The organism is Niastella koreensis GR20-10 (genome assembly GCF_000246855.1).
Lineage (GTDB): Bacteria > Bacteroidota > Bacteroidia > Chitinophagales > Chitinophagaceae > Niastella > Niastella koreensis.
Genome location: NC_016609.1, coordinates 6,241,259 through 6,263,154, shown reverse-complemented (window position 1 = coordinate 6,263,154; position 21,896 = coordinate 6,241,259). Strand labels below are relative to the sequence as shown.

Annotated in this window: 15 protein-coding genes; 8 read left to right on the top strand and 7 right to left on the bottom strand. The window is 46.8% G+C overall.

Going from position 1 to position 21,896, the window contains the following annotated elements:
- The first annotated feature begins 394 nt into the window (after positions 1–394).
- Positions 395–1,444 (top strand): tRNA preQ1(34) S-adenosylmethionine ribosyltransferase-isomerase QueA, encoded by a 1,050-nt coding sequence (gene queA / locus NIAKO_RS24840; RefSeq protein WP_014221206.1) that lies wholly within the window; start codon positions 395–397, stop codon positions 1,442–1,444.
- A gap of 273 nt (positions 1,445–1,717) precedes the next feature.
- The gene (locus NIAKO_RS24835; protein ID WP_014221205.1) at positions 1,718–2,635 is read left to right on the top strand and encodes an alpha/beta hydrolase; all 918 of its coding nucleotides are present in this window, start codon (positions 1,718–1,720) and stop codon (positions 2,633–2,635) included.
- Between the two features lie 165 nt (positions 2,636–2,800).
- Here the strand turns inward: NIAKO_RS24835 and NIAKO_RS24830 are convergent, their stop codons facing one another.
- Positions 2,801–4,126, bottom strand: a complete 1,326-nt coding sequence (locus NIAKO_RS24830) for an aspartate kinase (protein ID WP_014221204.1) — start codon at positions 4,124–4,126, stop codon at positions 2,801–2,803.
- Positions 4,127–4,405: 279 nt separating this feature from the next.
- On the opposite strand from NIAKO_RS24830, the gene NIAKO_RS37155 reads away from it, so the two are divergent.
- Positions 4,406–6,730 carry a YCF48-related protein gene (locus tag NIAKO_RS37155; RefSeq protein WP_014221203.1) on the top strand — a complete coding sequence of 775 codons (2,325 nt, stop codon included), beginning with the start codon at positions 4,406–4,408 and terminating at the stop codon, positions 6,728–6,730.
- Positions 6,731–6,782: 52 nt separating this feature from the next.
- Here NIAKO_RS37155 and NIAKO_RS24815 read toward each other — a convergent pair whose 3' ends face one another.
- Together NIAKO_RS24815 and NIAKO_RS24810 are read right to left on the bottom strand one after the other, a co-directional pair.
- Positions 6,783–7,862, bottom strand: a complete 1,080-nt coding sequence (locus NIAKO_RS24815) for an Ldh family oxidoreductase (RefSeq protein WP_014221202.1) — start codon at positions 7,860–7,862, stop codon at positions 6,783–6,785.
- Positions 7,863–8,037: 175 nt separating this feature from the next.
- Positions 8,038–9,441 (bottom strand): Gfo/Idh/MocA family protein, encoded by a 1,404-nt coding sequence (locus tag NIAKO_RS24810; RefSeq protein WP_041347263.1) that lies wholly within the window; start codon positions 9,439–9,441, stop codon positions 8,038–8,040.
- Positions 9,442–9,753: 312 nt separating this feature from the next.
- Between NIAKO_RS24810 and NIAKO_RS24805 the strand changes: the two genes are divergently transcribed.
- Complete coding sequence (locus NIAKO_RS24805; protein WP_014221200.1) at positions 9,754–11,070, top strand: hypothetical protein; 1,317 nt, start codon at positions 9,754–9,756, stop codon at positions 11,068–11,070.
- Positions 11,071–11,334: 264 nt separating this feature from the next.
- Here the strand turns inward: NIAKO_RS24805 and NIAKO_RS24800 are convergent, their stop codons facing one another.
- On the bottom strand, positions 11,335–11,778 hold the full coding sequence (locus NIAKO_RS24800; protein ID WP_014221199.1) for a single-stranded DNA-binding protein: 444 nt from the start codon (positions 11,776–11,778) through the stop codon (positions 11,335–11,337).
- A 226-nt stretch (positions 11,779–12,004) separates the two neighbouring features.
- A complete protein-coding gene (locus NIAKO_RS24795) occupies positions 12,005–14,611 on the bottom strand; it encodes a M14 family metallopeptidase (protein WP_014221198.1) in 2,607 nt (868 codons plus the stop codon).
- Between the two features lie 171 nt (positions 14,612–14,782).
- On the opposite strand from NIAKO_RS24795, the gene mnmA reads away from it, so the two are divergent.
- From mnmA to NIAKO_RS24780, 3 genes are all read left to right on the top strand, one after another.
- Positions 14,783–15,886: a tRNA 2-thiouridine(34) synthase MnmA gene (gene mnmA / locus NIAKO_RS24790; RefSeq protein ID WP_014221197.1), complete on the top strand. Its 1,104-nt coding sequence runs from the start codon at positions 14,783–14,785 to the stop codon at positions 15,884–15,886.
- Between the two features lie 130 nt (positions 15,887–16,016).
- Complete coding sequence (locus NIAKO_RS24785) at positions 16,017–16,787, top strand: hypothetical protein (RefSeq protein ID WP_014221196.1); 771 nt, start codon at positions 16,017–16,019, stop codon at positions 16,785–16,787.
- Between the two features lie 38 nt (positions 16,788–16,825).
- Positions 16,826–18,811, top strand: coding sequence for a S8 family peptidase (locus NIAKO_RS24780; RefSeq protein ID WP_014221195.1), 1,986 nt, complete (start codon positions 16,826–16,828; stop codon positions 18,809–18,811).
- Between the two features lie 4 nt (positions 18,812–18,815).
- On the opposite strand, the gene NIAKO_RS24775 is transcribed toward NIAKO_RS24780, so the two are convergent.
- Positions 18,816–20,033, bottom strand: a complete 1,218-nt coding sequence (locus NIAKO_RS24775) for an RsmB/NOP family class I SAM-dependent RNA methyltransferase (RefSeq protein ID WP_014221194.1) — start codon at positions 20,031–20,033, stop codon at positions 18,816–18,818.
- A 112-nt stretch (positions 20,034–20,145) separates the two neighbouring features.
- Here NIAKO_RS24775 and NIAKO_RS24770 point away from each other — a divergent pair, with 112 nt between their 5' ends.
- Positions 20,146–20,448 carry a DUF7683 domain-containing protein gene (locus NIAKO_RS24770; RefSeq protein WP_014221193.1) on the top strand — a complete coding sequence of 101 codons (303 nt, stop codon included), beginning with the start codon at positions 20,146–20,148 and terminating at the stop codon, positions 20,446–20,448.
- Positions 20,449–20,619: 171 nt separating this feature from the next.
- On the opposite strand, the gene odhB is transcribed toward NIAKO_RS24770, so the two are convergent.
- Positions 20,620–21,861: a 2-oxoglutarate dehydrogenase complex dihydrolipoyllysine-residue succinyltransferase gene (gene odhB, locus NIAKO_RS24765; RefSeq protein ID WP_014221192.1), complete on the bottom strand. Its 1,242-nt coding sequence runs from the start codon at positions 21,859–21,861 to the stop codon at positions 20,620–20,622.
- Positions 21,862–21,896 lie beyond the last annotated feature (35 nt).

Sequence of the window (21,896 nt, the reverse complement as noted above, 5' to 3'; positions counted from 1 at the left end):
GTGTTACTGGTTATTTTAAAGGCGCGAACAATTGAGGTAATAGTTGTGGTATTCTCTTCCCTAAATTTCGTAATAATATGCCAAATGTTTGCAGGGAATACACCAACGGAAGATGTTAAAAAGAGATAAAAGCATCCTTCAACTCCGCTCAGGACTATTACTTGCCGTTTTGCCGCTAAAACCCTTAGTGAATCAGCATCCTGAGCGGAGTTGAAGGATAAATTTGGGTTCGGGTTCTTTTTTAATTACCTTTGCCCGCTCGAATTTGAGCTTACATGATGTCAAACCTGGTGCCGTAAGACCTCGTTTGTATCGGAATTAGACCCCCGATGTACCCTGATCTTACTCCTCCCTTTGCTATCATGTGGCTTTATCATAACAGTCAAAATTACACATGAAACTTTCACAGTTCCGGTTCGATTTACCACTTAACCTTATTGCCCAACACCCTACAAAGAAGCGTGAAGATGCCCGTTTAATGGTTGTGCATCGCAGTACTGGCCAGATTGAGAATAAACACTTTCGCGATATCATGGATTATTTTGATGACAAGGACGTGTTCGTAGTAAATAATACCAAGGTATTCCCGGCGCGGATGTATGGAAGGAAAGAAAAGACGGGAGCGAAAATTGAGGTGTTCCTGTTACGTGAATTAAATAAACCAAACCGGCTGTGGGATGTAATTGTGGACCCTGCCCGTAAGATCCGCGTTGGTAATAAATTATATTTTGGTGAGAACGATGAGCTGATCGCTGAAGTAATTGATAACACCACTTCACGTGGAAGAACCATCCGCTTTTTGTGGGATGGTACCGATGAAGAGTTCCGCAACATGCTCGAATTCCTGGGTGAAACACCGTTGCCCAAATACATCAAACGTAAACCTGAGGCTGAAGATAAAGAGCGCTATCAAACCGTATATGCAAAACACGAAGGAGCTGTTGCAGCGCCTACTGCTGGTTTGCACTTCAGCATCGAGCTTATAAAAAGACTGGAAATTAAGGGCATTCGCTTTGCCGAAGTAACCCTGCACACCGGTTTGGGAACCTTCCGTCCTATTGAAGTGGAAGACCTCAGCAAACACAAAATGGATGCCGAGTACTACAAGATCGATGACCTCAGCTGCAAAGTAGTGAACAAAGCTATCGAAGGCAAACACCGCATTTGTTCTGTTGGTACTACCACCATGCGGGCCATTGAAAGCTCTTACACTGCTGAAAAACTGTTGAAACCATCTGAAGGCTGGACGAATATTTTCATTCACCCGCCTTACCAGTTCAACATTGCCGATTCACTGGTAACCAATCTGCACCTGCCTAAAACCAGTCTGCTGATAATGGTGTGCGCATTTGCCGGTTACGACCTGGCGATGGAAGCCTACAGAAAAGCCATCAAGGATAAATACCGCTTCTTCAGTTATGGAGATGCGATGTTGGTTATCTAAGGCTGGCAGACGGCGAACGACAGAATGCATAAATGGCCTCGCCTAACTTCGAAAAGACTAACTAAACAATATCAGGCCAATAGCATCTTTGATGTTATTGGCCTTTTTATTTACCATCGCTTTATTTCTGTCTGCCGTTTGCCATTCACATTATGGCGCATTCCCCTTAATACTCAATCACTTCCATCTAAAAGGAGATAATTTCGGTTGTACGCAAAGAATGCCTGGCAAATCCTGGAACAAAAAAGTAAATTTGATTATAAGTAGCTATGTATGAAAAAACTACTCTCGCTTTCTGTAACCTTAATTTGCTTTGCTTTGATCACTTGCGCCCAAACCGTAATGCCGCTATATCCCGATTCCATCCCCAATTCAAAACCGGTACCCGATGAAGAAAAGGCAGATACCAATGCCTCGGGCAGGATCATGATCAGTAAGGTCAGCCGGCCTACGCTGACGGTGTATCTTCCGCCAAAAGAAAAAGCCAATGGCGCCGCCGTAATTGTAATACCTGGCGGTGGTTATCGCAATGTGGCTGCCGTGCATGAAGGCAGCGAGGTGGCACAGCGCTTTAACGAGATGGGCGTAACTGCCTTTGTATTAAAATACAGACTGCCCAGCGATGTAACCATGGTAAATAAGGAAATAGGACCTGTGCAGGATGCACAACGGGCCATTCAGGTGGTACGGGAACGGGCCAAAGAGTGGGGCATAGATAAGAACCGCGTTGGCATTATTGGGTTTTCGGCAGGCGGGCACCTGGCGTCTACCGCTGGTACGCATTTTAATCACGCGTACATCGATGCCGGTAAGAAAGCCAATCTGCGCCCTGATTTTATGATCCTGGTTTACCCTGTTATTAGTTTTGCCGATAGCATTTGCCATATGGGCTCGCGGGAAAATTTAATTGGTAAAGACCCATCGCCCCAAAAGAAAGAAGAGTACTCCAATGAATTGCAGGTAACTAAAAAAACACCGCCTACCTACCTGGTGCATGCCGAGGACGACAGCACGGTAAAAGTGCAGAATATGCTGTTGTTTGCTACCGCCCTGCAAAAGAATAAGGTACCGTTTGATTTTTACCTGTACGAAAAAGGCGGTCATGGTTTTGGGCTGGTCAATAAAACAAGTGAAGTGAAATGGATGGATCTGGTGCAGGAATGGATGACGAAGAGCGGGTGGATGAAATGATCAATGTGATAATGTGATAATGACATAATGTGATAATGAAATACAGAAAAAGCCGGCAATATCTTTATGATGTTGCCGGCTTTTATATTTAGTAAGACTTTTCAAAATTCGCGAGCCTACTCACTACTCACTACTCACTACTCACTACTCACTACTCACTACTCACTACTCCAGTCCAAACAACCCTTTGTTCAACAACTGCAGGGTTTGTGTTTTGTAGGAAGAAGGAACCAGCATAGATACGTTGTGCTTGCTGCCGCCATAGCTAACCATCCGAACCGGAATGGGGGTTAAGGCATCGAACAGTTTGCTGAGGATATCCTTGGTTTGCGCAATTTCGTTACCTACTACAGAAATGATGGTTTGATCGTGCTCCACCGTGATGGTGCCAAATGGCTCCAGTTCTTTTACAATAGAAGTTAAATTACCGCCATGGTCGATGGTTACCGATACGGCTACTTCAGAAGTAGTTATCATATCGATAGAAGTACGGTATTTTTCAAACACTTCAAAGATCTTTCTCAAGAAACCATACGCCAGCAGCATGCGGCTGCTTTTGATGTTGATGGTGATGATGCCATCTTTTGCGGCAACAGCTTTCACGCCTACGGAACCGGCTTCCTGGGTAATGGTGGTGCCCAGCGCTTCAGGCGCCATGGTGTTCAGCAATTTTACCGGCACCTTCTGTTGTTGGGCAGGCCAGATACAGGTAGGGTGTAAGATTTTGGCGCCGAAGTAAGCCAGTTCAGCTGCTTCTTCAAAGCTCAGTTGTTCAACCGGTACTGTTTTTTTAACAATGCGGGGATCGTTGTTGTGCATACCGTCGATATCGGTCCAGATCTCACAAACAGAAGCGTTTGCTGCTGCTGCTATCAACGAAGCGGTATAATCGCTGCCACCACGTTTCAGGTTATCTACTTCGCCACGGGAGTTGCGGCAGATATAACCCTGGGTGATGAATAATTTTTTATCGCTGTTCTGTTGCAGAATGCGGTTCAGTTTTACCTTGATGGTGCTTAGCTGAGGCTCATTCTGTGCATCGATGGTCATGAACTCCAGCGCCGGCAGCAGCATGTGATCGATGCCTTTTTCTTCGAGGTATACGCTGAATAATTTGGTTGAGAGTAATTCACCTTGCGCCAGGATGTCCTTGCTCAGGGCTTCACTGAAAGATATCTTTAATATGATGTTCAGAAATTCGAAGTGCTCTGCTACAATGCCCTTTGCTTTTACATAAAGCTTGTCTGTTTTCACCAGTTCCTTTATAAACGACTGGTAGTGTGCTTCCAATGTATCGATCAATTGCTTGGCCTGCTCGCGGTTTCCGGAGGCCATCGCTTCGCCAATGGCTATTAAAGAATTGGTGGTGCCGCTCAATGCGCTCAACACTACAATTCTTGGCTCGCTGACGTCTTTGGTGATCAGTTGCGCTACCTGGTGCATCCGCTCGGGTTTGCCTACAGAGGTACCGCCAAACTTCATGATTTTCATCTGAGATATATTATTTAGGGCTGCAAAGATAAGGTACGGGCGGTTACCAGTCACCGGTTTCCGGATTACCGGTTTAGGTCTTCTTTCAGGGCTTTGCTAAATAGATTTTGGAAAAAGACTCTCAAAAAGGGAAATCAATGTTGCCTCGTACAAAGCTACTTAAGTAGTCCTCAGCTGATTATAAATTGGCAAGGGTATTGCCTTAAGGGAGCTGCATAATACCCTTAGTCTATCATCCTGGTATCCTATTATAAAAAACCGTATTTATCCCTGTTCCCAATGAAAACGATATTTTATAAGAAGCTCCAGGCATTTGCATGCCTGATGGTAATCCTTTTATCATCCCTGGTCACTACAGGCCAATGGACATCTGTAAATACCGGCGCTCCCGGAACCGCCTTTCTGGCCGGCGTTCAATTTATTGACGCTAACACAGGCTGGTTTGTTGGTCAAAACGGTCTTATTCGTAAAACCACCGATGGGGGCACAAGCTGGACAACCCAGGCCTCCGGTACAACCAACCAGTTTTACAGCCTCAAATTTGTCAATAGTACCACAGGTTGGGCTGCAGGTGTGGGCGGCATTATACGTAAAACCGCAGACGGCACTACCTGGACCTCCCAAACAAGTGGTGTAACCTCTGACCTGTACAGAAGTGATTTCCTGGATGTAAATACGGGCTGGATAGTTGGTAAAAGCGGTGTTATTCGTAAAACCGTTAATGGTGGTACCAACTGGAATGCGCAGACAAGTGGTGTAACTACTGACCTGTACGATATAAAATTTACCGATGCCAATACCGGCTGGACGGTAGGCGCGAATGGCGTTATCCGTAAAACTACCAACGCAGGGGGTACCTGGACCGCCCAAACAAGCGGTACCTCGCAAACATTATACAGCATTTTTATGCTGAATTCCACTACCGGCTGGGCTGCAGGTACTACAGGTACCATTTTAAAAACCACCAATGGCGGTACTACCTGGACGGTTCAAACCACGCCTACTACCGACCCCCTGTTTTGTATATGGTTCAGCAGCGCCAACAACGGGTTTGCCATTGGTAACAATGGAACCATTATGATTACGCAGGACGGTGGTACTACGTGGGGCTATCAAACCAGCAATAATGGCGTGATCATGTACACCATTTTCATGTTAAGCAGCACCCAGGGCTGGATAGTTGGCGATAATGGCACCATGTTGAAAACGATCAATGCCGGTGGTTATACCTGGACGGCGCTAAACAGCGGTTCTACTACAATAACCTGGCGTGATATATTTTTTACAAATACTTCCACCGGCTGGATCTGCGGCGATGGCGGGAATATTCGTAAATCAACCAACAGTGGTAACACCTGGACCTCGCAAAGCAGCGGTACTACTAATAATCTTTGGAGTTTGCAGTTTGTAAATGCCAGTTCAGGATGGGCTATAGGTGCATCCGGAACCATTTGTACAACTTCCAATGGCGGCACTAACTGGGCTACCCAAACCAGCGGTACTTCAAATACATTACATGGTGTATATATGCAAAGTATTTCCCTCGGTTGGGCGGCCGGGGACAATGGCACCATTCTTAAATACAATGGTACCAGTTGGTCAGCACTGCCTTCCGGTGTCACCAATAATCTATACGATGTACAATTTATTGATGCCAATACCGGCTGGGCGGTGGGCTTTGGTGGTACCATTTTAAAAACCACCAATGGCGGTTCCAGCTGGACCGCTCAAAGTAGCGGCACAACTACCAACCTGTTGGGCTCTTATTTTGTTGATGCCAACACCGGGTTTGTTGTAGGGGAGAATGGTGTTATGCGTAAAACCATCAATGGCGGTTCTACCTGGACCAGCCTCGGCAGCGGTACCACCAATCATTTGAATGATGTTATGTTCGTAGATGCGAACAATGGCTACACGGTAGGCGTTAACAAAACGATCAGGTATACAGCTGATGGCGGCGTTACCTGGACCACCCAGGCAAGCTCAAACCCCAGCGAGATCAGAAGTGTATACTTCGTAAATAGCAATATGGGCTGGACGGTTGGTCTTAATGGTGAAGTACAAACCTATTTGCTCGTGACCCTGCCACTCCATATCAGTTCTATCGAAGCTGCCAGTACGGATTGTAGTACTGCCCGGTTGCAATGGCAAACTACCGGTGATGCCGCTGCCGACAGGTATGAAGTAGAATGGTCTGCCGATGGTAATAACTGGCAAAATATTGGCGTTGTAAAGGCAACGGCGTCACCATCCCACTCATTCACGTATGGTGGCCTGATATCAGGTAATAACCTGTTCAGGTTGAAACTGGTTGAAAACAATGGCAGCTTTATGTATTCGAAGTTGTTAACGGTTTCGGCTAATTGTTTGGCTACAGCCACCGTTGCTACATACCCTAACCCAACTCATGGCGCAGTGATCCTTTCATTGAAGGATGCATCCCTTGTGGGTACTACAGCCCGGTTGGTTAGTTCGCAGGGGCATATCCTGAAACAGTTTACCATTAACAGCGTGAAAGAGGTTTTGTATTTAACCGGGTTACCAAATGGTACCTATTTCCTGACGACAGCCAATAAGCAATCATGCAGGATCATAAAACAATAAAAATACCTGAGTAGACACAACAGCCAGGAAGCAATTTCCTGGCTGTTCTTTTTTACAACTTTACGCCAAACTTTTCTCCCACGGCATTCAGGTCATTTACTACCACATCAAGTATAGGAATTCCTTCCTTCATCCTGATGGCTTCCATTTCGCGTTCGGGATCGCCGGGGATAATCACTTTCTCCTCGCCGGCAACAGTTTTGGCACTGCGAAAACGGCGGATCCAGTTGTCCATATGTTGTTTGAAATCGGCGGCAGGGCGGAAGGCATCTACCCGCATGGCGCCAAAGAAATGACCAATGCCTTTGCCGGGCATGCCGGTAGGCATGGGCACATAAGCCGGGAAGGGAGGCACCCAGGGACCATAATTGGCGCCGCTTAGCACCGCGGAGAATATATCTACAATGGCGCCCAGGGCATAGCCTTTATGGCTGCCATGTTCGCGATCGCCACCCAGTGGCAGTAAGGCGCCGCCGGTTTTTAATTCATGGGCGTTGGTGGAAGAGTGGCCTTCTTTATCCTGGATCCAACCTTGCGGAGCTTCCATATTTTTACGTTGTAAGATCTCCAGTTTGCCATTGGCGGCAGTGGTAGTCGCCAGGTCGGCCACAAATGCGGGTTCTTCCCCGGCTGGTATGCTTACACAAATAGGATTGGTGCCTAATAAACGCTCTGTTGAGAACGTGGGTGCTACCAGCGGACTGGCATTGGTCATGGCCATGCCGATCATCTCATATTCAAGGGCCATCATGGCGTGATACCCGGCAATTCCAAAGTGATTGCTGTTCTGCACACTTACCCAGCCAGTGCCTACTTTTTTTGCTTTTTCAATAGCTACCTGCATGGCAAAGGGCGCCACTACCAGGCCCAATCCGCTATCGCCATCAACCACGGCGGTGGAAGGTGTTTCGTGAATGATGCGGATATTGGGTTTGGCGTTTACCCGTTTGGCTTCCCACAAACGCACATAACCGCTGAGGCGGGCCACACCATGCGAGTCAATACCCCGCAGGTCGGCATTTAACAGCACTTCTGTGGCCAGTGCGGCCTGTTCTGAGGGACATCCTATATGTTGAAAGATCTTTTCGGTAAAATCGAATAATTGTTGGTACGAGTATATTATTTCTGCCATGGTGCAAAGAAACAAATTCTTAGTTCATAGTTCCGGGTTCAAAGTTCAAAGTTTTCACGTAGCGCAGGATGTTTTATAACTGAAAATGGTATGTTTTCAATTGGTGGCGTGCTGTTTCAGCTGAAACAGCACCGTTTTAAGCTCATTATCTCATTATCGAATTATCACATTGGTATTAAGCCTTTAACCTCATATTCACCGGGTCCCAGTAAATGATCCGCTTTTGAAAATAGCTGTCATTGGCGGCCAGGCAGGGCGCAGCGGCCCTGAAGGCGAATTCCGGTCCTTCGTTGGCCTGGGTGCCATTGCGGATGGCGTCGAAGAAATTGGTGAAATGATCGAGGTGCTCGCTGTAGCCATCGTGCACTTTATATTTTACCGGCGCTTTCTCAGGCCGTTTTTGATCGTCGGACGTCCAGCGGTCGTTGTATTGTTTTTTCAGTTCTTCCTGCATGGCGGTGGGGAAGGTATTCAGCGAATCGTACCCGCCAATACCCGGCGCCTTGGGCAGCATGCTATGAGTTATAGTAAACCCGTTGCCATCCAGTTCAATCATTCCTTCGGTCCCATACAGCCTGATATTGCTTTTATCGCCGCCACCGCTGATGAAATTCACCCGTAACATTACCTGGAAAGCCGGATGGGTTTTGGTTGCGGGATAATCCATGATGGCGGTCATTACATCGGGTACATCGCGGCCATCTTTCCAATAGGAGAGTTGTCCGCTCGATACAATGCGGGTGGGGCCATACGAATCGGTGATCATATGAATACCCGAGATCAGGTGTACAAACAGATCGCCGGCCATGCCGGTTCCAAATGCTTTGTAATTACGCCACCAGAAAAACTTCTTGGGGTCGAAGGGCATTTGCGGCATCCCGGTTAAATAGCGCCGCCAGTCAACCGTTTTGGGCGATGCATCGGTAGGAATGGTGTATTCCCAGGCGCCGATGGCGCTTTGCCGGTCGTAGGTGGCTTCCACACAATTGAGCGCACCAATTTCACCGGCCTGGTATAATTCTTTTGCTTTGATATAGGCTATGCTGCTTACCCGCTGACTGCCCACCTGCATTACTTTTTTGCTTAACCGATGTGCACCAATCAGTGGCAGGCCCTCCCATAATTTATGTACCATGGGCTTTTCGCAATACACATGTTTTTGTTTACGAAGGGCATCGGTGGCAATACGGGCATGCCAGTGGTCGCTGGTAGCAATGATCACGGCATCGATGTCTTTTTTATTCAGCAATTCGCGATAGTCCTGGGTAGTGTACAGGTCGTTGCCATGCAATTCCTTCATTCTTTCCAACCGGCCCGTGTACAGGTCGCAGGCGCCGGCCAGTTCCACCCCCGGTACTTTCAGGGCGGTTTGCAGGTCGTTGTGTCCCATAATGCCGGTGCCAATTAAGGCTACACGAATAGTATCATTGGCGCTGATGGGGCGTTGATACCGGATAATACGTTCTTCCAGTTTTTCCTCATTGGCAATGCTTGCAAACGGACCGGCAGCCAGCATAGCGCTGGTGGTTGTTAACTGCTTTAAAAATTTTCGGCGGGTTGATGCGTAATCTTTTGACATAGAGTATAGGTTAACGAGTTGATATGTTGACGAGTTGATCAGGAGCGCAAGGACACGTATCCAGGGCTCAATACATAAGGGGTTAAGGCACAGGAGGCTGGGTATATAGAAATTCAGCAGGATATTGTGCAGGCTTGCAGCGTAGGGCAAAAACCAAACCACAAACAAAAAATCCCTGCTTAAATAAAATAAATTAATAACTGCACGTTTCTTGCTGAGTACCCGCCAGTAAGCGTTTTGAATCGCTCACGGGCTGCTGAAGTTACAGATTATTAAAGATTTTTTTTCAGCAGGAAAAGTATATTTACAATTATGATTGGTAGGGCCGTACTTCTTTGTTTACTGATTTTTTTACAATATGTATCCGATGCGCAGCCGCGCCGTGAAGACATTTATAGCGATTTTGTGCTATATAAAAAACGGCAACTACTGGTAAAAGACCTGCACGAAAATGTGGTAGGCAAAGCATTTCTTTCACCTCTCGACAGCAATACAGAATACAGGTATGAAGCCGCCTGCCGCGCCATTGTTCAGTTCATGCTGGATAATGATACTACTCAGCAGGGCATTACCCAACTCTTTGTTCAATACGATTCCTTACAATACGATACCAAACGCGCCATGCTGGAAACTGTGTACGGCGTATATCCCGAACAATACATTCAAAGCATACAGCTGCTGCTGGCAAAAGAAACCAATCCGCTGTTGTTTTCCATTGCGGCTGCTTATAGTTTGCGGTACGATTCTGCTTCGGTAAATGCGGCTAATATTAAGAAAAGGATCAAAGAACAATTTCCCAATTACGCCAATATTACTGTACTGAATGAACTGGATAAATACCTGAATAATTATACGCACTACAAACCTCCCATCTTCACCGATCTGTTGGAGTTATTCAAATACCAGCAAACGGTAAAGAAAAAAGTTATCTATTCCCTGCAACGGCATAGCCGCGATTACGCCGGACTGGCCATTATTCAAAATGCAGACGGCAGTTTTATGCGAACGCCCGAAGGCCGGCTACTGATCTTTGAACAACTGGCCCGCTCTGCCTCCGGCCTGCCTTATTTTTTGCCCGATGGCAATACACCGCAAGGAATATACAGTATACAGGGAACAGCAGTTACTTATAATAAATTGATTGGGCCCACGCCCAATCTGCAACTGATAATGCCATACGAGCGTAAATGGACAACCTTTTTTCATGCGGGCGACAGCACGGTATACACGCCTTCAAGCGATATGTTGTGGGCCTATCAGCAATTGCTGCCACCCGCCATGCGTACCAACCCCAGCCTCACAGAAGCATTCTTTGCAGGTAAACTCGGCCGCAATTCTATAATTGCACATGGCACTACCATTGATCCGGAATATTTCAAAAACAAACCCTGGTATCCGCTTACACCTACCATGGGTTGTTTATGCGCCAAAGAATTATGGAATGTTTCAAACGGGCGATTGCTGGTAAGCGATCAGTTTAACCTGGTAAGCGCCTTTACTTCCACGCCCGGCAGTAAGGGATATTTGTATGTGATAGATATAGATGATCAGCAGAAAGCGGTTAGCCGGTTTGAAGTGGAGAAACTGGTTAAAGAATATGAATTGAAGAGAATGGCTGTTGGGAGATAAAGGGGCAGGTTGACAAGTTAACTTGTTAACAGGTTAACACGTTAACAAGTTGACGAGTTAACCAGGAGGTTGATAGCGTTGATAAAGTTGATAAAGTTGACAGGGTTGATAGAGGTCGCCGCGACGGGGTATCTGCCGTTTGCCTTCTGCCATTTTCACCACTGAATCCCGATAGCTATCGGGAGCCTACTGTCTTTGGAATCACCATTAACGAAAAAAGCCCCGCGATTAACACAGGGCTTTTTAAATAGCGTTCGCAATTAATTAGAACGGTAAATCATCAACCGGCTCATTATAACCACCGCCACCGGAATTAGCTTGTGTTTTGGGAGCAGCGGGAGCAGCAAAAGAAGAATTGCCACCGCTGTAATCACCACCGCCAGTGCCCTCTGGGCGACCGCCTAATAATTGTATAGTAAGCACCCGCAAAGTGAGCGAAGCGCCATATGTGCCATCTTGTTTTGTAAAAGTTCTTACCTCGGGGTTCCCTTCCACATACACCTGGGTGCCTTTGCGCAGGTAAGGCGCAATACCCGTACGGTCACTCCAGTAAGCACAATCCACCCAAATGGTCTTGTCTTTCTGGTTACCCTGGGCATCACGGAATCTTTCTGTGTGTGCCACCGTAAAGTTCATTACTGTTTTACCATTCACATTGTTGGTAACACAATCTTTACCCAGGTTGCCGATTACTTGTAACTTAATCATACTTAATAAATTTAGCGTCGTACTTAAATATTGTTTTGTCTGGCAAATTAAAGAATAATGTGATAATTCGATAATTAGCTAATGTGATAATGGAAGGGAAGTTTCCTCAAGTTATTAACGTTTGGCAATGCGTTGTGTATACAAATTCTTTTGGTTGCTGTAATTGCATTTAATTATCACATTATCAAATTATCACAACCTGTCCCGATTTAGCGGGATTAGCTAATTATTCTGCATTCCGCCCTGAGCCCGGTTCAATGGTTCGTCCAAAGAAAATGGCATTCATGAATAATTTGGTGCCGCCCAGCCAAAAGGCCCTGAAGTTGGGATTGTCGGCAATGGAAATCACGCGGCCATTGCCCAGCGTGTTCACCAGCACGGCTGCGGAGTTTTTAATGGCGTCATAATTTTCTTTTGTCACAAAGCCACTTTGCAGGGGTTTATCGCCATACACCAATGGGTTGCTATAGGGATTTTTATTTCGTTCCGGGTAAACCGAATTGGCTTTGAACAGGTCAACAAACGGATAGTTATAGCCGTAAGCCAACGGGTGCGACAAATCGATGGAAGCCCTGAAGATGGCGCCATTCATTTTTTGCGCCCCGATGCGGTTCTCGCGTTCGGCATAAGCAATCTGTTTGGTGGTATCTTCTTTGGGTTTCTTGAAAGTAATATTGGTGAGGCCGTTTTGGGCAGCCCACTGTACCGCTTCTTCAGTAACAATTAAGGTACCGCCGGCCTGGATCCAGTTGCGCAGCTTTTCCTTATCGAGATTATTGTACGCGGCGCCAGACATGGCGCCTACCATAATCAGGGTGTTGTATTTGTTCAGATCACAGCGGTTGAATACCGGCACTTCCAAATGAGTACTGGGTATGTTGAACTGCTGATCGAGCATAAACCAGATCTCGCCGGCATCAGTAGCATTCACCCCCATGCCGGTGAGCATGGCGATGGAAGGTTCCGCCACTGGCCGCATTTTAGCGCTGCCCAGGTCGCTGCCACTGGTGGCATTGCCGGTTTGCAGTGCATAGGCAGTAATTCCATTTTGTTCAACAGTGGTTTTTACCAGCTCGTATAATGTATCAGCATCCAGGGTTTGCGATTTTACCGGAATACAAATGGCGCCATAACTAAATTTATGGGTACCGCTGTTAACGGGAATTTCAAAATTGCCGGCGCTGACGCGTGTAGCAATACCTGCTTCCTGCAGGGCGTACAGGGCGCGGGGTGCATAATATTCATCCCATTCAAACAGGTAAGCGTAATTGCTTTTACCGCCTGCTACTGCACCCGTTGGCGCAACAGCCTTCTCTACTTTATTGCCCAGGAGCGCATTGGAAAAACGGGCAGCATTCAACTCAGCATAGGTCAAGCCAAACGCAAGCGGCATCGTCCAGGCGGTAATGTCATAAAACAAACTGTCTTTATAAGAAAGCGTTTTATCAAAAATGGCCCGGATCACTTTGTACTGGTTTTGATTGGCAGGTACTACAAAGGAGGTTCCTTTTTCGAAAGAAAATCCATCTGCCTGCAGGGAACTGTTCAGCTCATATACATCTATCTGCTGGCGGCGAAGCATATCAATAAACAGGGCGGTTTTGCTTTTGTCGCGTGGGCTGCCAAATACATACCCTTTTACCGGCGCTGCAGCAGCTTCTGTTTGCACATGCTTATAAAAATCACGCTGGTAAGTTAGAAATTCTTTTCGCAGGGCTTTGGCGCCTTCCAGGGTGGAGAGGGTAGTGGTGAATTGGTTTTTGATGGTGAACGGAAAACGCAGAATACCATTCTCGGTTTTTTGCGCATGCCCGCGGCTGGAAGCCTGCTCAAACAAAATACCAATGGCGCCATTGATATCGGGAAAGGTAGAACCCTTACCATAATAGAAATCGTCGTAATTCTCTTTGGTGAAGTAGAACGAACCAATACGGTCGAGAAAGGCCGCATGATACTTCGCCAGTTTGCCGGTAAGTGCCTGGTTGTCTTCGGGCGTTAACGGGTTTACCCGCGATGGTACACCGGGCTGAAAAAAGAACGTGGCATTGCTGCCCTGTTCGTGGTGATCGGTTAAAATATTAGGGCGCCATTTATAGAACCACTGCAGGCGGTTGCGGCTTTCCACATGCACCAGGGGCAGCCAGTCGCGGTTAAGATCGAACCAGTAATGATTGAACCGGCCACCGGGCCACACTTCATTAAATTCGCGGCTGTCCGGGTCAGTTACCAGGTTCTTGCTTTTATGCTGGTTTACCCAGGTGGAAAAACGTTGCAGGCCATCGGGGTTAAAGGAAGGGTCAAAAAGGATCACCACGTTCTGCAGCAACTCATCAATTTGTTTTCCCTGGGCGGCTGCCAGGTAATAAGCGCTTACCAGGGCGGCATTAGCCCCGCTGCTTTCATTGCCATGAATGGAGTGGCCAATGTATATCACTATGGGCATATGCTCTATATCGAGTGAAGCCGATTTGGCGGGATCGTTTAATTGTACATGTTGCTGGCGGATTTCTTCAAGCCGCTGGTGATTTTGCGGCGAGGTAATGATGAGCAATACCTGCGGACGGCTCTCATAGGTAAAACCCATTAGTTCCAGCTTTACCCGGTCGGGCGCCGCTTTGGCAATGGCCTGCATATAATTTACCAGCCGGTCGTGGGTAACATGCCACTCACCCGGTTCGTGATAAATGATGTCTTTGGGTTTTGGAATGGCAGGATTATAAGTAACGCTGTCAGGTAAATAATAACTCAGGTCCTGGGCGGGTACGGAATAAAAAATGAACAATAGACAGACTACAATCGTTAATACACGATTGCATGAATCAGGCTTTCTCATAATAACATAAGTGTTTGGTTGTTAAGGTTTCAATTAAGGTAAGACAAAAGAGGCGGTTTGTTTGGGGAAACTCAATGATTTACTGTGATTTAGGGATGAGCGGCGCCCTGGTACGCCGTATTTACCCCTTTGGGGCATTAATAGTATATTTGCAATCTTATTTTTTTCAGTATGAGCCGTAAAGGAAAAGTTTTGGTGGCGATGAGTGGCGGTATCGACAGTACCGTTACGGCCCTGATGCTCAACGATCAGGGATATGAAGTGGTGGGTATCACCATGAAAACATGGGACTATGCCACCAGTGGCGGCGGTAAAAAGGAAACCGGCTGTTGTAATATCGATTCATTTAACGATGCCCGGATGGCTGCCGTACAGCATGGGTTCCCCCATTATATCCTGGACATTCGCGATGAGTTTGGCGATTTTGTGATCGAGAACTTTGTAGATGAATACCTGGCTGGCCGCACGCCCAATCCCTGCGTCATGTGCAACACGCATATTAAATGGCGCGCCCTGTTAAAACGGGCCGATGCCCTGGGCTGCGATTTTATCGCTACCGGTCATTATGCCAATGTGCATCAGCATACCAATGGCCGTTTTTACCTCAGCAAAGGTGTTGACGAAACCAAGGACCAGAGTTATGTACTGTGGGGCCTGCAACAGGACCTGCTGAGCCGTACTTTATTACCATTAGGTACTTACCATAAAACTGCTATCCGCCAGATGGCGCATGACTATGGGTATCCTGAACTGGCCAAAAAGAGCGAGAGCTATGAAATTTGCTTTGTGCCGGACAATGATTACCGTGGCTTTTTAAAAAGAAGGGTAGAAGGACTGGAAACACAGGTTGCCGGCGGCAATTTTGTTGATAAAACCGGTAAAGTGCTGGGTAAACATAAAGGCTATCCGTTTTATACCATTGGTCAGCGTAAAGGCCTGGATATCACCTTTGGGAAACCAGTATATGTAACCAACATTATTCCGGAAACCAATACGGTAATGCTGGGAGATGAAGAGGACCTGAACCGCCAGGACATGGTGGTAAGCAAAATAAACTGGATAAAATACGACGGCATAACCGATGGCACTGAAGCCCTTACCAAGATCCGTTATAAAGATCAGGGGGCTATAGCCAGCCTGTATAATCATCCCAACGGGGTGCAGGTACAATTCTCCCATTACGCCAAAGGCATTGCGCCCGGCCAGAGCGCGGTATTTTATGAAGGCGATGATGTGATTGGCGGCGGTGTCATTCAACGCGGACAAATAGCCTGATTCTCAGGCAATAAATACTTGTTAATAGACGTTACAAACCATTCGTTCGGCGGATGGTTTTTTTTATTAAAGCAACTAAAAGAACTCTCCGGTTGTCCAGAAACAAAGTCGCTGTTTTACAAATCGTTGTATGAAGAAATTTTTTATCTCTGCTATTACCGCCCCGCTGCTGTTTGGATGTATCTGGTTAAGCAGTTGCAGTAAAAAAGATAGCCTGACCTCTGACGCGGTGACGGATTACGTGAACCTTCAGGTAGGTAAATACATCCTGTACCGGTACGATTCGCTGCGATTTGTAGATTATGACCAGCGGGACACCTTTATCACCTACCAGGCCAGGGAAATGGTGATGGATTCAAGTACCGATAACCTAAACAGGCCCACCTGGCGGGTGGTGCGGTCCATCCGCGACTGGAACAGTACCCGCGAAACAGACTGGGTTCCCATACTCACTTACACGGTAACCCCTTCCGCCCAAAATATTGAGATGAAGGAAGCCAACTTCCGGTATATAAAACTCGTAAGACCTATAGTGGATGGCTTTAGCTGGCATGGCAATGGTTTTTTGCCCGATAAACCGTACCAGGATTATTACCAGTTCGGCAATGATCAGGATATCCAGACCTGGGATTACACCTATCATGATGTAAACACTACATTAAGCCTGAACGGCAAGGATTACGATAGCACGATTTCCGTTACCCAGATAGCCGATTCATCTAACCTGCCAATTGTGGCGACCGTACTGGCCACTAAAAACCTGTGGGTTGAAAAATATGCCAAAGGCATAGGGCTGGTGTATAAAGAAGTGGCCGTGTGGGAATATCAACCTACTACCAGCACACAATCAGGTTACCGCCAGGGTTTTGGCATAACCATGAGCATCCTTGACCATAATTAATCAACCTTAAATGGTGGTACCATTAACAGTTACCTTCCATGAAAAGACTAGTTACTCTTGTCACACTACTGGTAGCAGCTACCGGTTTAGCACAAGCTCAGTTTACCCGTTACATAGTTCAGCTTACCGATAAAAAAGGAACGCCTTACACCCTCTCGAACCCTTCGGCTTATTTGTCGGCCAAAGCAATTGCCCGTCGCACCAAACAACAACGGGCCATCGATTCAACCGACCTGCCAATTACCCCCTCATACATTCAAAGCATTCGCAATATTCCCTTTGTTACCGTTTTAAACAGCTCCAAATGGTTGAACCAGGTACTGATAAAGATCACGGACAACACCCAGGTCACCAATGCGCTTGCCGCCATCAATGCATTACCCTTTGTAAAAACAACGGGCCGTATAGCTCCCAGGATAAGTACGGGCAACAACGGCATTTCCGGCACAATGGCCGAAGAAAACAACCAGCCGCCTGTTGCACTTAAAAAAGAAGATGCGCCAACCGGAGCTGCCGCCTTTAACTATGGCAGCATGTACAACCAGATCCACATTCACAATGGTGATTACCTGCACAGGCTTGGGTTTTCAGGCCGGGGAATGACCATTGCTGTTATAGATGCCGGTTTTTTGAATTACCTCACCAACCCGGTGTTTGACAGTGTGCGTTTGCAGGGCCGCATATTGGGTACGTGGGATTATGTAAATAACGAAGCCAGTGTAAATGAAGATTATTTTCATGGCGCTTATGTATTTTCCTGCCTGGCATCAAACCAGCCGGGCGTGCTGGTAGGCACTGCGCCTTATGCCAGTTACTGGTTGTTGAGAACTGAAGATGCCAGCAGCGAGTACCCGGTAGAAGAACAGAACTGGGCGGCGGCCGCCGAATTTTCCGACAGCGCCGGGGTTGATATGATCTCCACTTCACTGGGTTATGCCGATTTTGATGATCCTACTTTTAATCACAGCTATGCACAACGCAATGGCAATACCGCAATGATCACGATAGCCGCTGACCTGGCTGCCAAAAAAGGCATCCTGGTTGTGGTGGCAGCAGGTAACAGCGGCGCTTCTGGAGGCGATGCAAAATATATTGCCTGCCCCGCAGATGCAGACAGCGTACTCACTATTGGTTCAATAAATATAAACGGTGCTATTGCTGCCAGCAGCAGCTGGGGGCCTAATGGCGCCGGGTTATTAAAACCCAATGTGGTGGCAGTTGGTGAAAATGCCGTGTTGGCGAGCCCCAATACCGGTGGCCCCGTTGTGGGCAGTGGTACTTCTTATGCCTGTCCCAATATGGCCGGACTGGTTGCCTGTTTTTGGCAGGCATTTCCGGAGTTCTCCAATATGCAGATCATCGATGTAGTGCAACAATGCGCCAGCAAATACACCAATCCCGATTACAGGTTTGGGTATGGGATACCCGACTTTAAAAAAGGCATTGTGTTGCTTACTAAACAATATGCCACGGCCAGCAGCAATTTTAATAATTGTGTTGTTTCGCTAAACTGGAAAAGCAAGGACGATACCAGCACGGTGTATACGCTGCAAAGAAAATTACCGGGTGAAACAGGGTTTGTCAATGTAAGCCAGATCAATTCATCATCCATTGCGTTTACTGCAAACAGCTATACGTATAACGACTCGCTCAGGGCGGCAGGCACCGGCCTGGTTCAATACCGCATTTTGCAAACCAACCGGTTGGCCGATACTACTTTTGAGATAGCTAATCTTACACAAAACATCACCTCAGTTTGTTTCCCCGACAACACCCTGACGGCGCAACCCAGTCCATTCGATCAACAGTTGATGGTGGTGGTGAATACGCCGGATGCCATTGCCAATATGGGCATAAAAATAACCGACATGATGGGGCGGGTGATGTATGCTCAAAAAACTGATAAACCGGCAGGTTATTACAGCACTTCGGTTTCAACCATTGGTTGGAATACCGGGATCTATGAAGTGACCCTGTACAACAACAGTAAAAGGATCTACGCCCGCAAGGTGTTGAAGAAATAACCGCTTATCTTTTTTGAAATACAGCGCCAAACAGGGTGTCGGCCTTTTGAGTATAACCGGTCAGTAATTCCTTTTTCAGTAATTGCAGGGCATGCTTTTCCTGGATGTGCTGCACCACTTCTTCGTTTTCCTTTTTAAATACCGAACAGGTACAATACAGCAAAAAGCCACCAGGTTTCAAATGGGCTATGGCTTGTTCAACGATCTTTTTTTGCAGGGTGCTGTACCGTTCAATTTGTTGGGGCTCGAAGTAGTACAACTGTTCCGGCGTGCGGCTCCAGGTGCCGGAACCACTGCAGGGAACGTCGGTGATTATGATGTCGAATGTTGAATGCTTGCCCGACGAAGCCCTGGCGAAGGCGGGTTGAATGTTGGATGATGAAGTGGAAAGATCCGCTATAAAAGAGTGGTAGTTTTTTATCCCTGCTGTTACGAAACGTTGCTCCAGGTTGATAAGAATTGATTTGCGAACATCAGAAACCGTAAGGTCGATGCGGGGGAAGATATCGCTGGCCAGAATGGATTTGCCGCCGCTGGCTGCACACGCATCCCACACCCTGAGCGGAGTCGAAGGGGCTGAGCTATTCGGGCTGAGCGCAGTCGAAGCACGAATCAGTTCCATCAACTCCCCAATCCGTTGCGAGCTATAATCCTGGATCACCGCTTCGCGGTCTGTTTCGATCACGGTATCAATTTTGGAGGCATTCGGCAGCGCCAGGCAGGAAGGGTTTATTTCTTTAAAAGCAATGCCTGCTTGCTGCAGTTTGTTTTTTACCACTGCTGCTTTACCCGGGCGCAGGCGTAGGAACAGATCGGGTTGGGTGAGAAAGGAGGCGCAGAATGGTTCATACGCTACCTCTTCACTTAATTCAGCGCTCCAGGGAAACAACTCGTTTAACGCGATACCTGCCAGTTGCGCTTTTTCGGCCAGGGGCAGCTGCGTTTTCTCATTCCAATCGGGCTTCAGGTGTTGCAGTAATTCATTGGGTTCAGGGCTGGAAAGGAACAATCCGGTAAGAATTCGTTCCTCCACAGGCAATTGCAGGCCCGCTTTACCCAGCCGGAAAAATGCATAACCCAGGTGCGAAATATTCTTCCGGTCTTTGGACCCGTACTTCTTATGCTGGCTGAAGAATTGTTTTATAAAACTCCCAAACGGTACGCTGCCGTTGTATTGTTGTAACAACTGCACCGCCGTATTTATGTGGGAGAAATATTTCATGGGCTGCAAGTTAGGAAAACAGCTGCAAGCTTCAAGCCGAAAGCTGCAAGCTTTGCGGTATGGCAGGGGGGAGTTGTAATTGCCGGAAAAATGATAACTTGATCATTCAATTATGAAAAATTGTAAGTTAATTGAAGTTAACAGGTTCATTGAGATCAATACAATGGATACCAATGAAGAAGTGGAGGCTATTAATATAGATCATATTCCACTGGAAAAGCTTTTGGAAATATTTACGCCACATGAACATGGCGACCCCTTGTTATATGACCCCTATGATATTGATGAAGCGCAAATGAATAAGCTTAATACATACCTTAACGAGCCGGTTAGTTTTGATAATTTGAAATACGACTATACGCTGGCTGCTTTTGGTACTTATGAAGATACTGTTACGGGTAAGATTATAAAATGATAAGGTCAAACTACACGTTTAAAAGAATAAATCAAAAAAACCGATAGAAAAGAAAAGCCTCCCGATATATCGGGAGGCCCTTTGTATTTTTCACGTTTCACGTTTGCCGTTTCACGAAAAAGCCCCCGCGGTAAACAGGGGCTAATATATCTTAAAAAGCTTAAGTTAATCCTACAGCTCCAATAAAGTCTTAACCGGATCTTTTCCAAACAACAACAGCTCAGGGTTCTCCAGTAATTCTTTAACACGTACCAGGAAGCTTACAGATTCACGGCCATCGATGATGCGGTGATCGTAGCTAACTGCCAGGTACATCATTGGTTTAATTACTACCTGTCCGTTGATAGCCATGGGGCGCTCCTGAATTTTGTGCATACCCAGGATGGCGCTCTGAGGCAGGTTGATGATAGGTGTACTCATTAACGAACCAAATACGCCACCATTGGTGATGGTAAAGGTTCCGCCAGTGAGTTCTTCCATGGTTAATTTGTTGTCTCTTGCTTTACCAGCCAGTTCTACCACTTTCTTTTCAATGTCGGCCATGCTGAGGCTTTCTACGTTGCGGATAACCGGAACGGTTAAACCACGGGGAGTAGAAACAGCAACAGAGATATCTACATAATCATGATATACCAGTTGGTCGCCATCGATGTAGGCGCCTACTGCAGGCCACTCCTGTAAAGCAATGGCGCAGGCTTTGGCAAAGAAGCTCATGAAGCCAAGGTTAACCCCGTGTATTTCCTTGAACTTGTCTTTGAACTTGCTGCGTATTTCCATGATGCGGCTCATATCAACCTCGTTAAAGGTGGTGAGCATCGCGGTTGTATTCTTTGATTCTACCAGGCGGCGGCTGATGGTTTTGCGCAGCTGGCTCATTTTTTCCCTTCTTTCCTCACGGCTGAACAGCGGTTTGCCGCCAGTTACCTTGCCGGGGTTTGATAAGGCTTGCAATACATCGTTCTTCACGATCTTGCCGCTGTACCCGCTGGGAGTAACAGATTTGGGATCTACTTTTTTATCGGCGATCATCGCAGCTGCAACAGGTGTAGCTTTAATGTCGTTTGATACTGCTGTAACAGGCGCCTGAGAAGGTTGTTGTACTGCAGGTGCTGTTTTTGCTTCCGGCTTTGCTTCTTTTGCCGGTGTTCCGTTGGTGGCCGCTGCTTTTTCCGGTTTGGCTGCTTTTTCATCGATAGTAGCCAGGATATCGCCAATTTTAAGGGTGTCACCTTCTTTGGCTGATTGTTGCAGGGTGCCTGCCTGCTCGGCATTTACTTCAAAAGTGGCTTTTTCGCTTTCCAGCTCAGCTATCACTTCATCACGTTCAACATAATCTCCGCTGTTCTTTACCCATTTTAATAAAGTAACCTCGCTAATGGATTCTCCAACTGTCGGAACTTTTATATCTATCATAAAAAACGTTTCTGTTTGACTTCAATGATGAATTA

Excerpts from the sequence above, each read along its gene's own strand:
- NIAKO_RS24770 (WP_014221193.1), top strand. The coding sequence starts at position 20,146 with ATGAAAAATTGTAAGTTAATTGAAGTTAACAGGTTCATTGAGATCAAT.
- NIAKO_RS37155 (WP_014221203.1), top strand. The coding sequence starts at position 4,406 with ATGAAAACGATATTTTATAAGAAGCTCCAGGCATTTGCATGCCTGATG.
- NIAKO_RS24805 (WP_014221200.1), top strand. The coding sequence starts at position 9,754 with ATGATTGGTAGGGCCGTACTTCTTTGTTTACTGATTTTTTTACAATAT.
- NIAKO_RS24795 (WP_014221198.1), bottom strand. The coding sequence starts at position 14,611 with ATGAGAAAGCCTGATTCATGCAATCGTGTATTAACGATTGTAGTCTGT.
- odhB (WP_014221192.1), bottom strand. The coding sequence starts at position 21,861 with ATGATAGATATAAAAGTTCCGACAGTTGGAGAATCCATTAGCGAGGTT.
- NIAKO_RS24810 (WP_041347263.1), bottom strand. The coding sequence starts at position 9,441 with ATGTCAAAAGATTACGCATCAACCCGCCGAAAATTTTTAAAGCAGTTA.
- NIAKO_RS24785 (WP_014221196.1), top strand. The coding sequence starts at position 16,017 with ATGAAGAAATTTTTTATCTCTGCTATTACCGCCCCGCTGCTGTTTGGA.
- NIAKO_RS24815 (WP_014221202.1), bottom strand. The coding sequence starts at position 7,862 with ATGGCAGAAATAATATACTCGTACCAACAATTATTCGATTTTACCGAA.
- NIAKO_RS24830 (WP_014221204.1), bottom strand. The coding sequence starts at position 4,126 with ATGAAAATCATGAAGTTTGGCGGTACCTCTGTAGGCAAACCCGAGCGG.
- queA (WP_014221206.1), top strand. The coding sequence starts at position 395 with ATGAAACTTTCACAGTTCCGGTTCGATTTACCACTTAACCTTATTGCC.
- mnmA (WP_014221197.1), top strand. The coding sequence starts at position 14,783 with ATGAGCCGTAAAGGAAAAGTTTTGGTGGCGATGAGTGGCGGTATCGAC.
- NIAKO_RS24835 (WP_014221205.1), top strand. The coding sequence starts at position 1,718 with ATGAAAAAACTACTCTCGCTTTCTGTAACCTTAATTTGCTTTGCTTTG.
- NIAKO_RS24780 (WP_014221195.1), top strand. The coding sequence starts at position 16,826 with ATGAAAAGACTAGTTACTCTTGTCACACTACTGGTAGCAGCTACCGGT.
- NIAKO_RS24775 (WP_014221194.1), bottom strand. The coding sequence starts at position 20,033 with ATGAAATATTTCTCCCACATAAATACGGCGGTGCAGTTGTTACAACAA.
- NIAKO_RS24800 (WP_014221199.1), bottom strand. The coding sequence starts at position 11,778 with ATGATTAAGTTACAAGTAATCGGCAACCTGGGTAAAGATTGTGTTACC.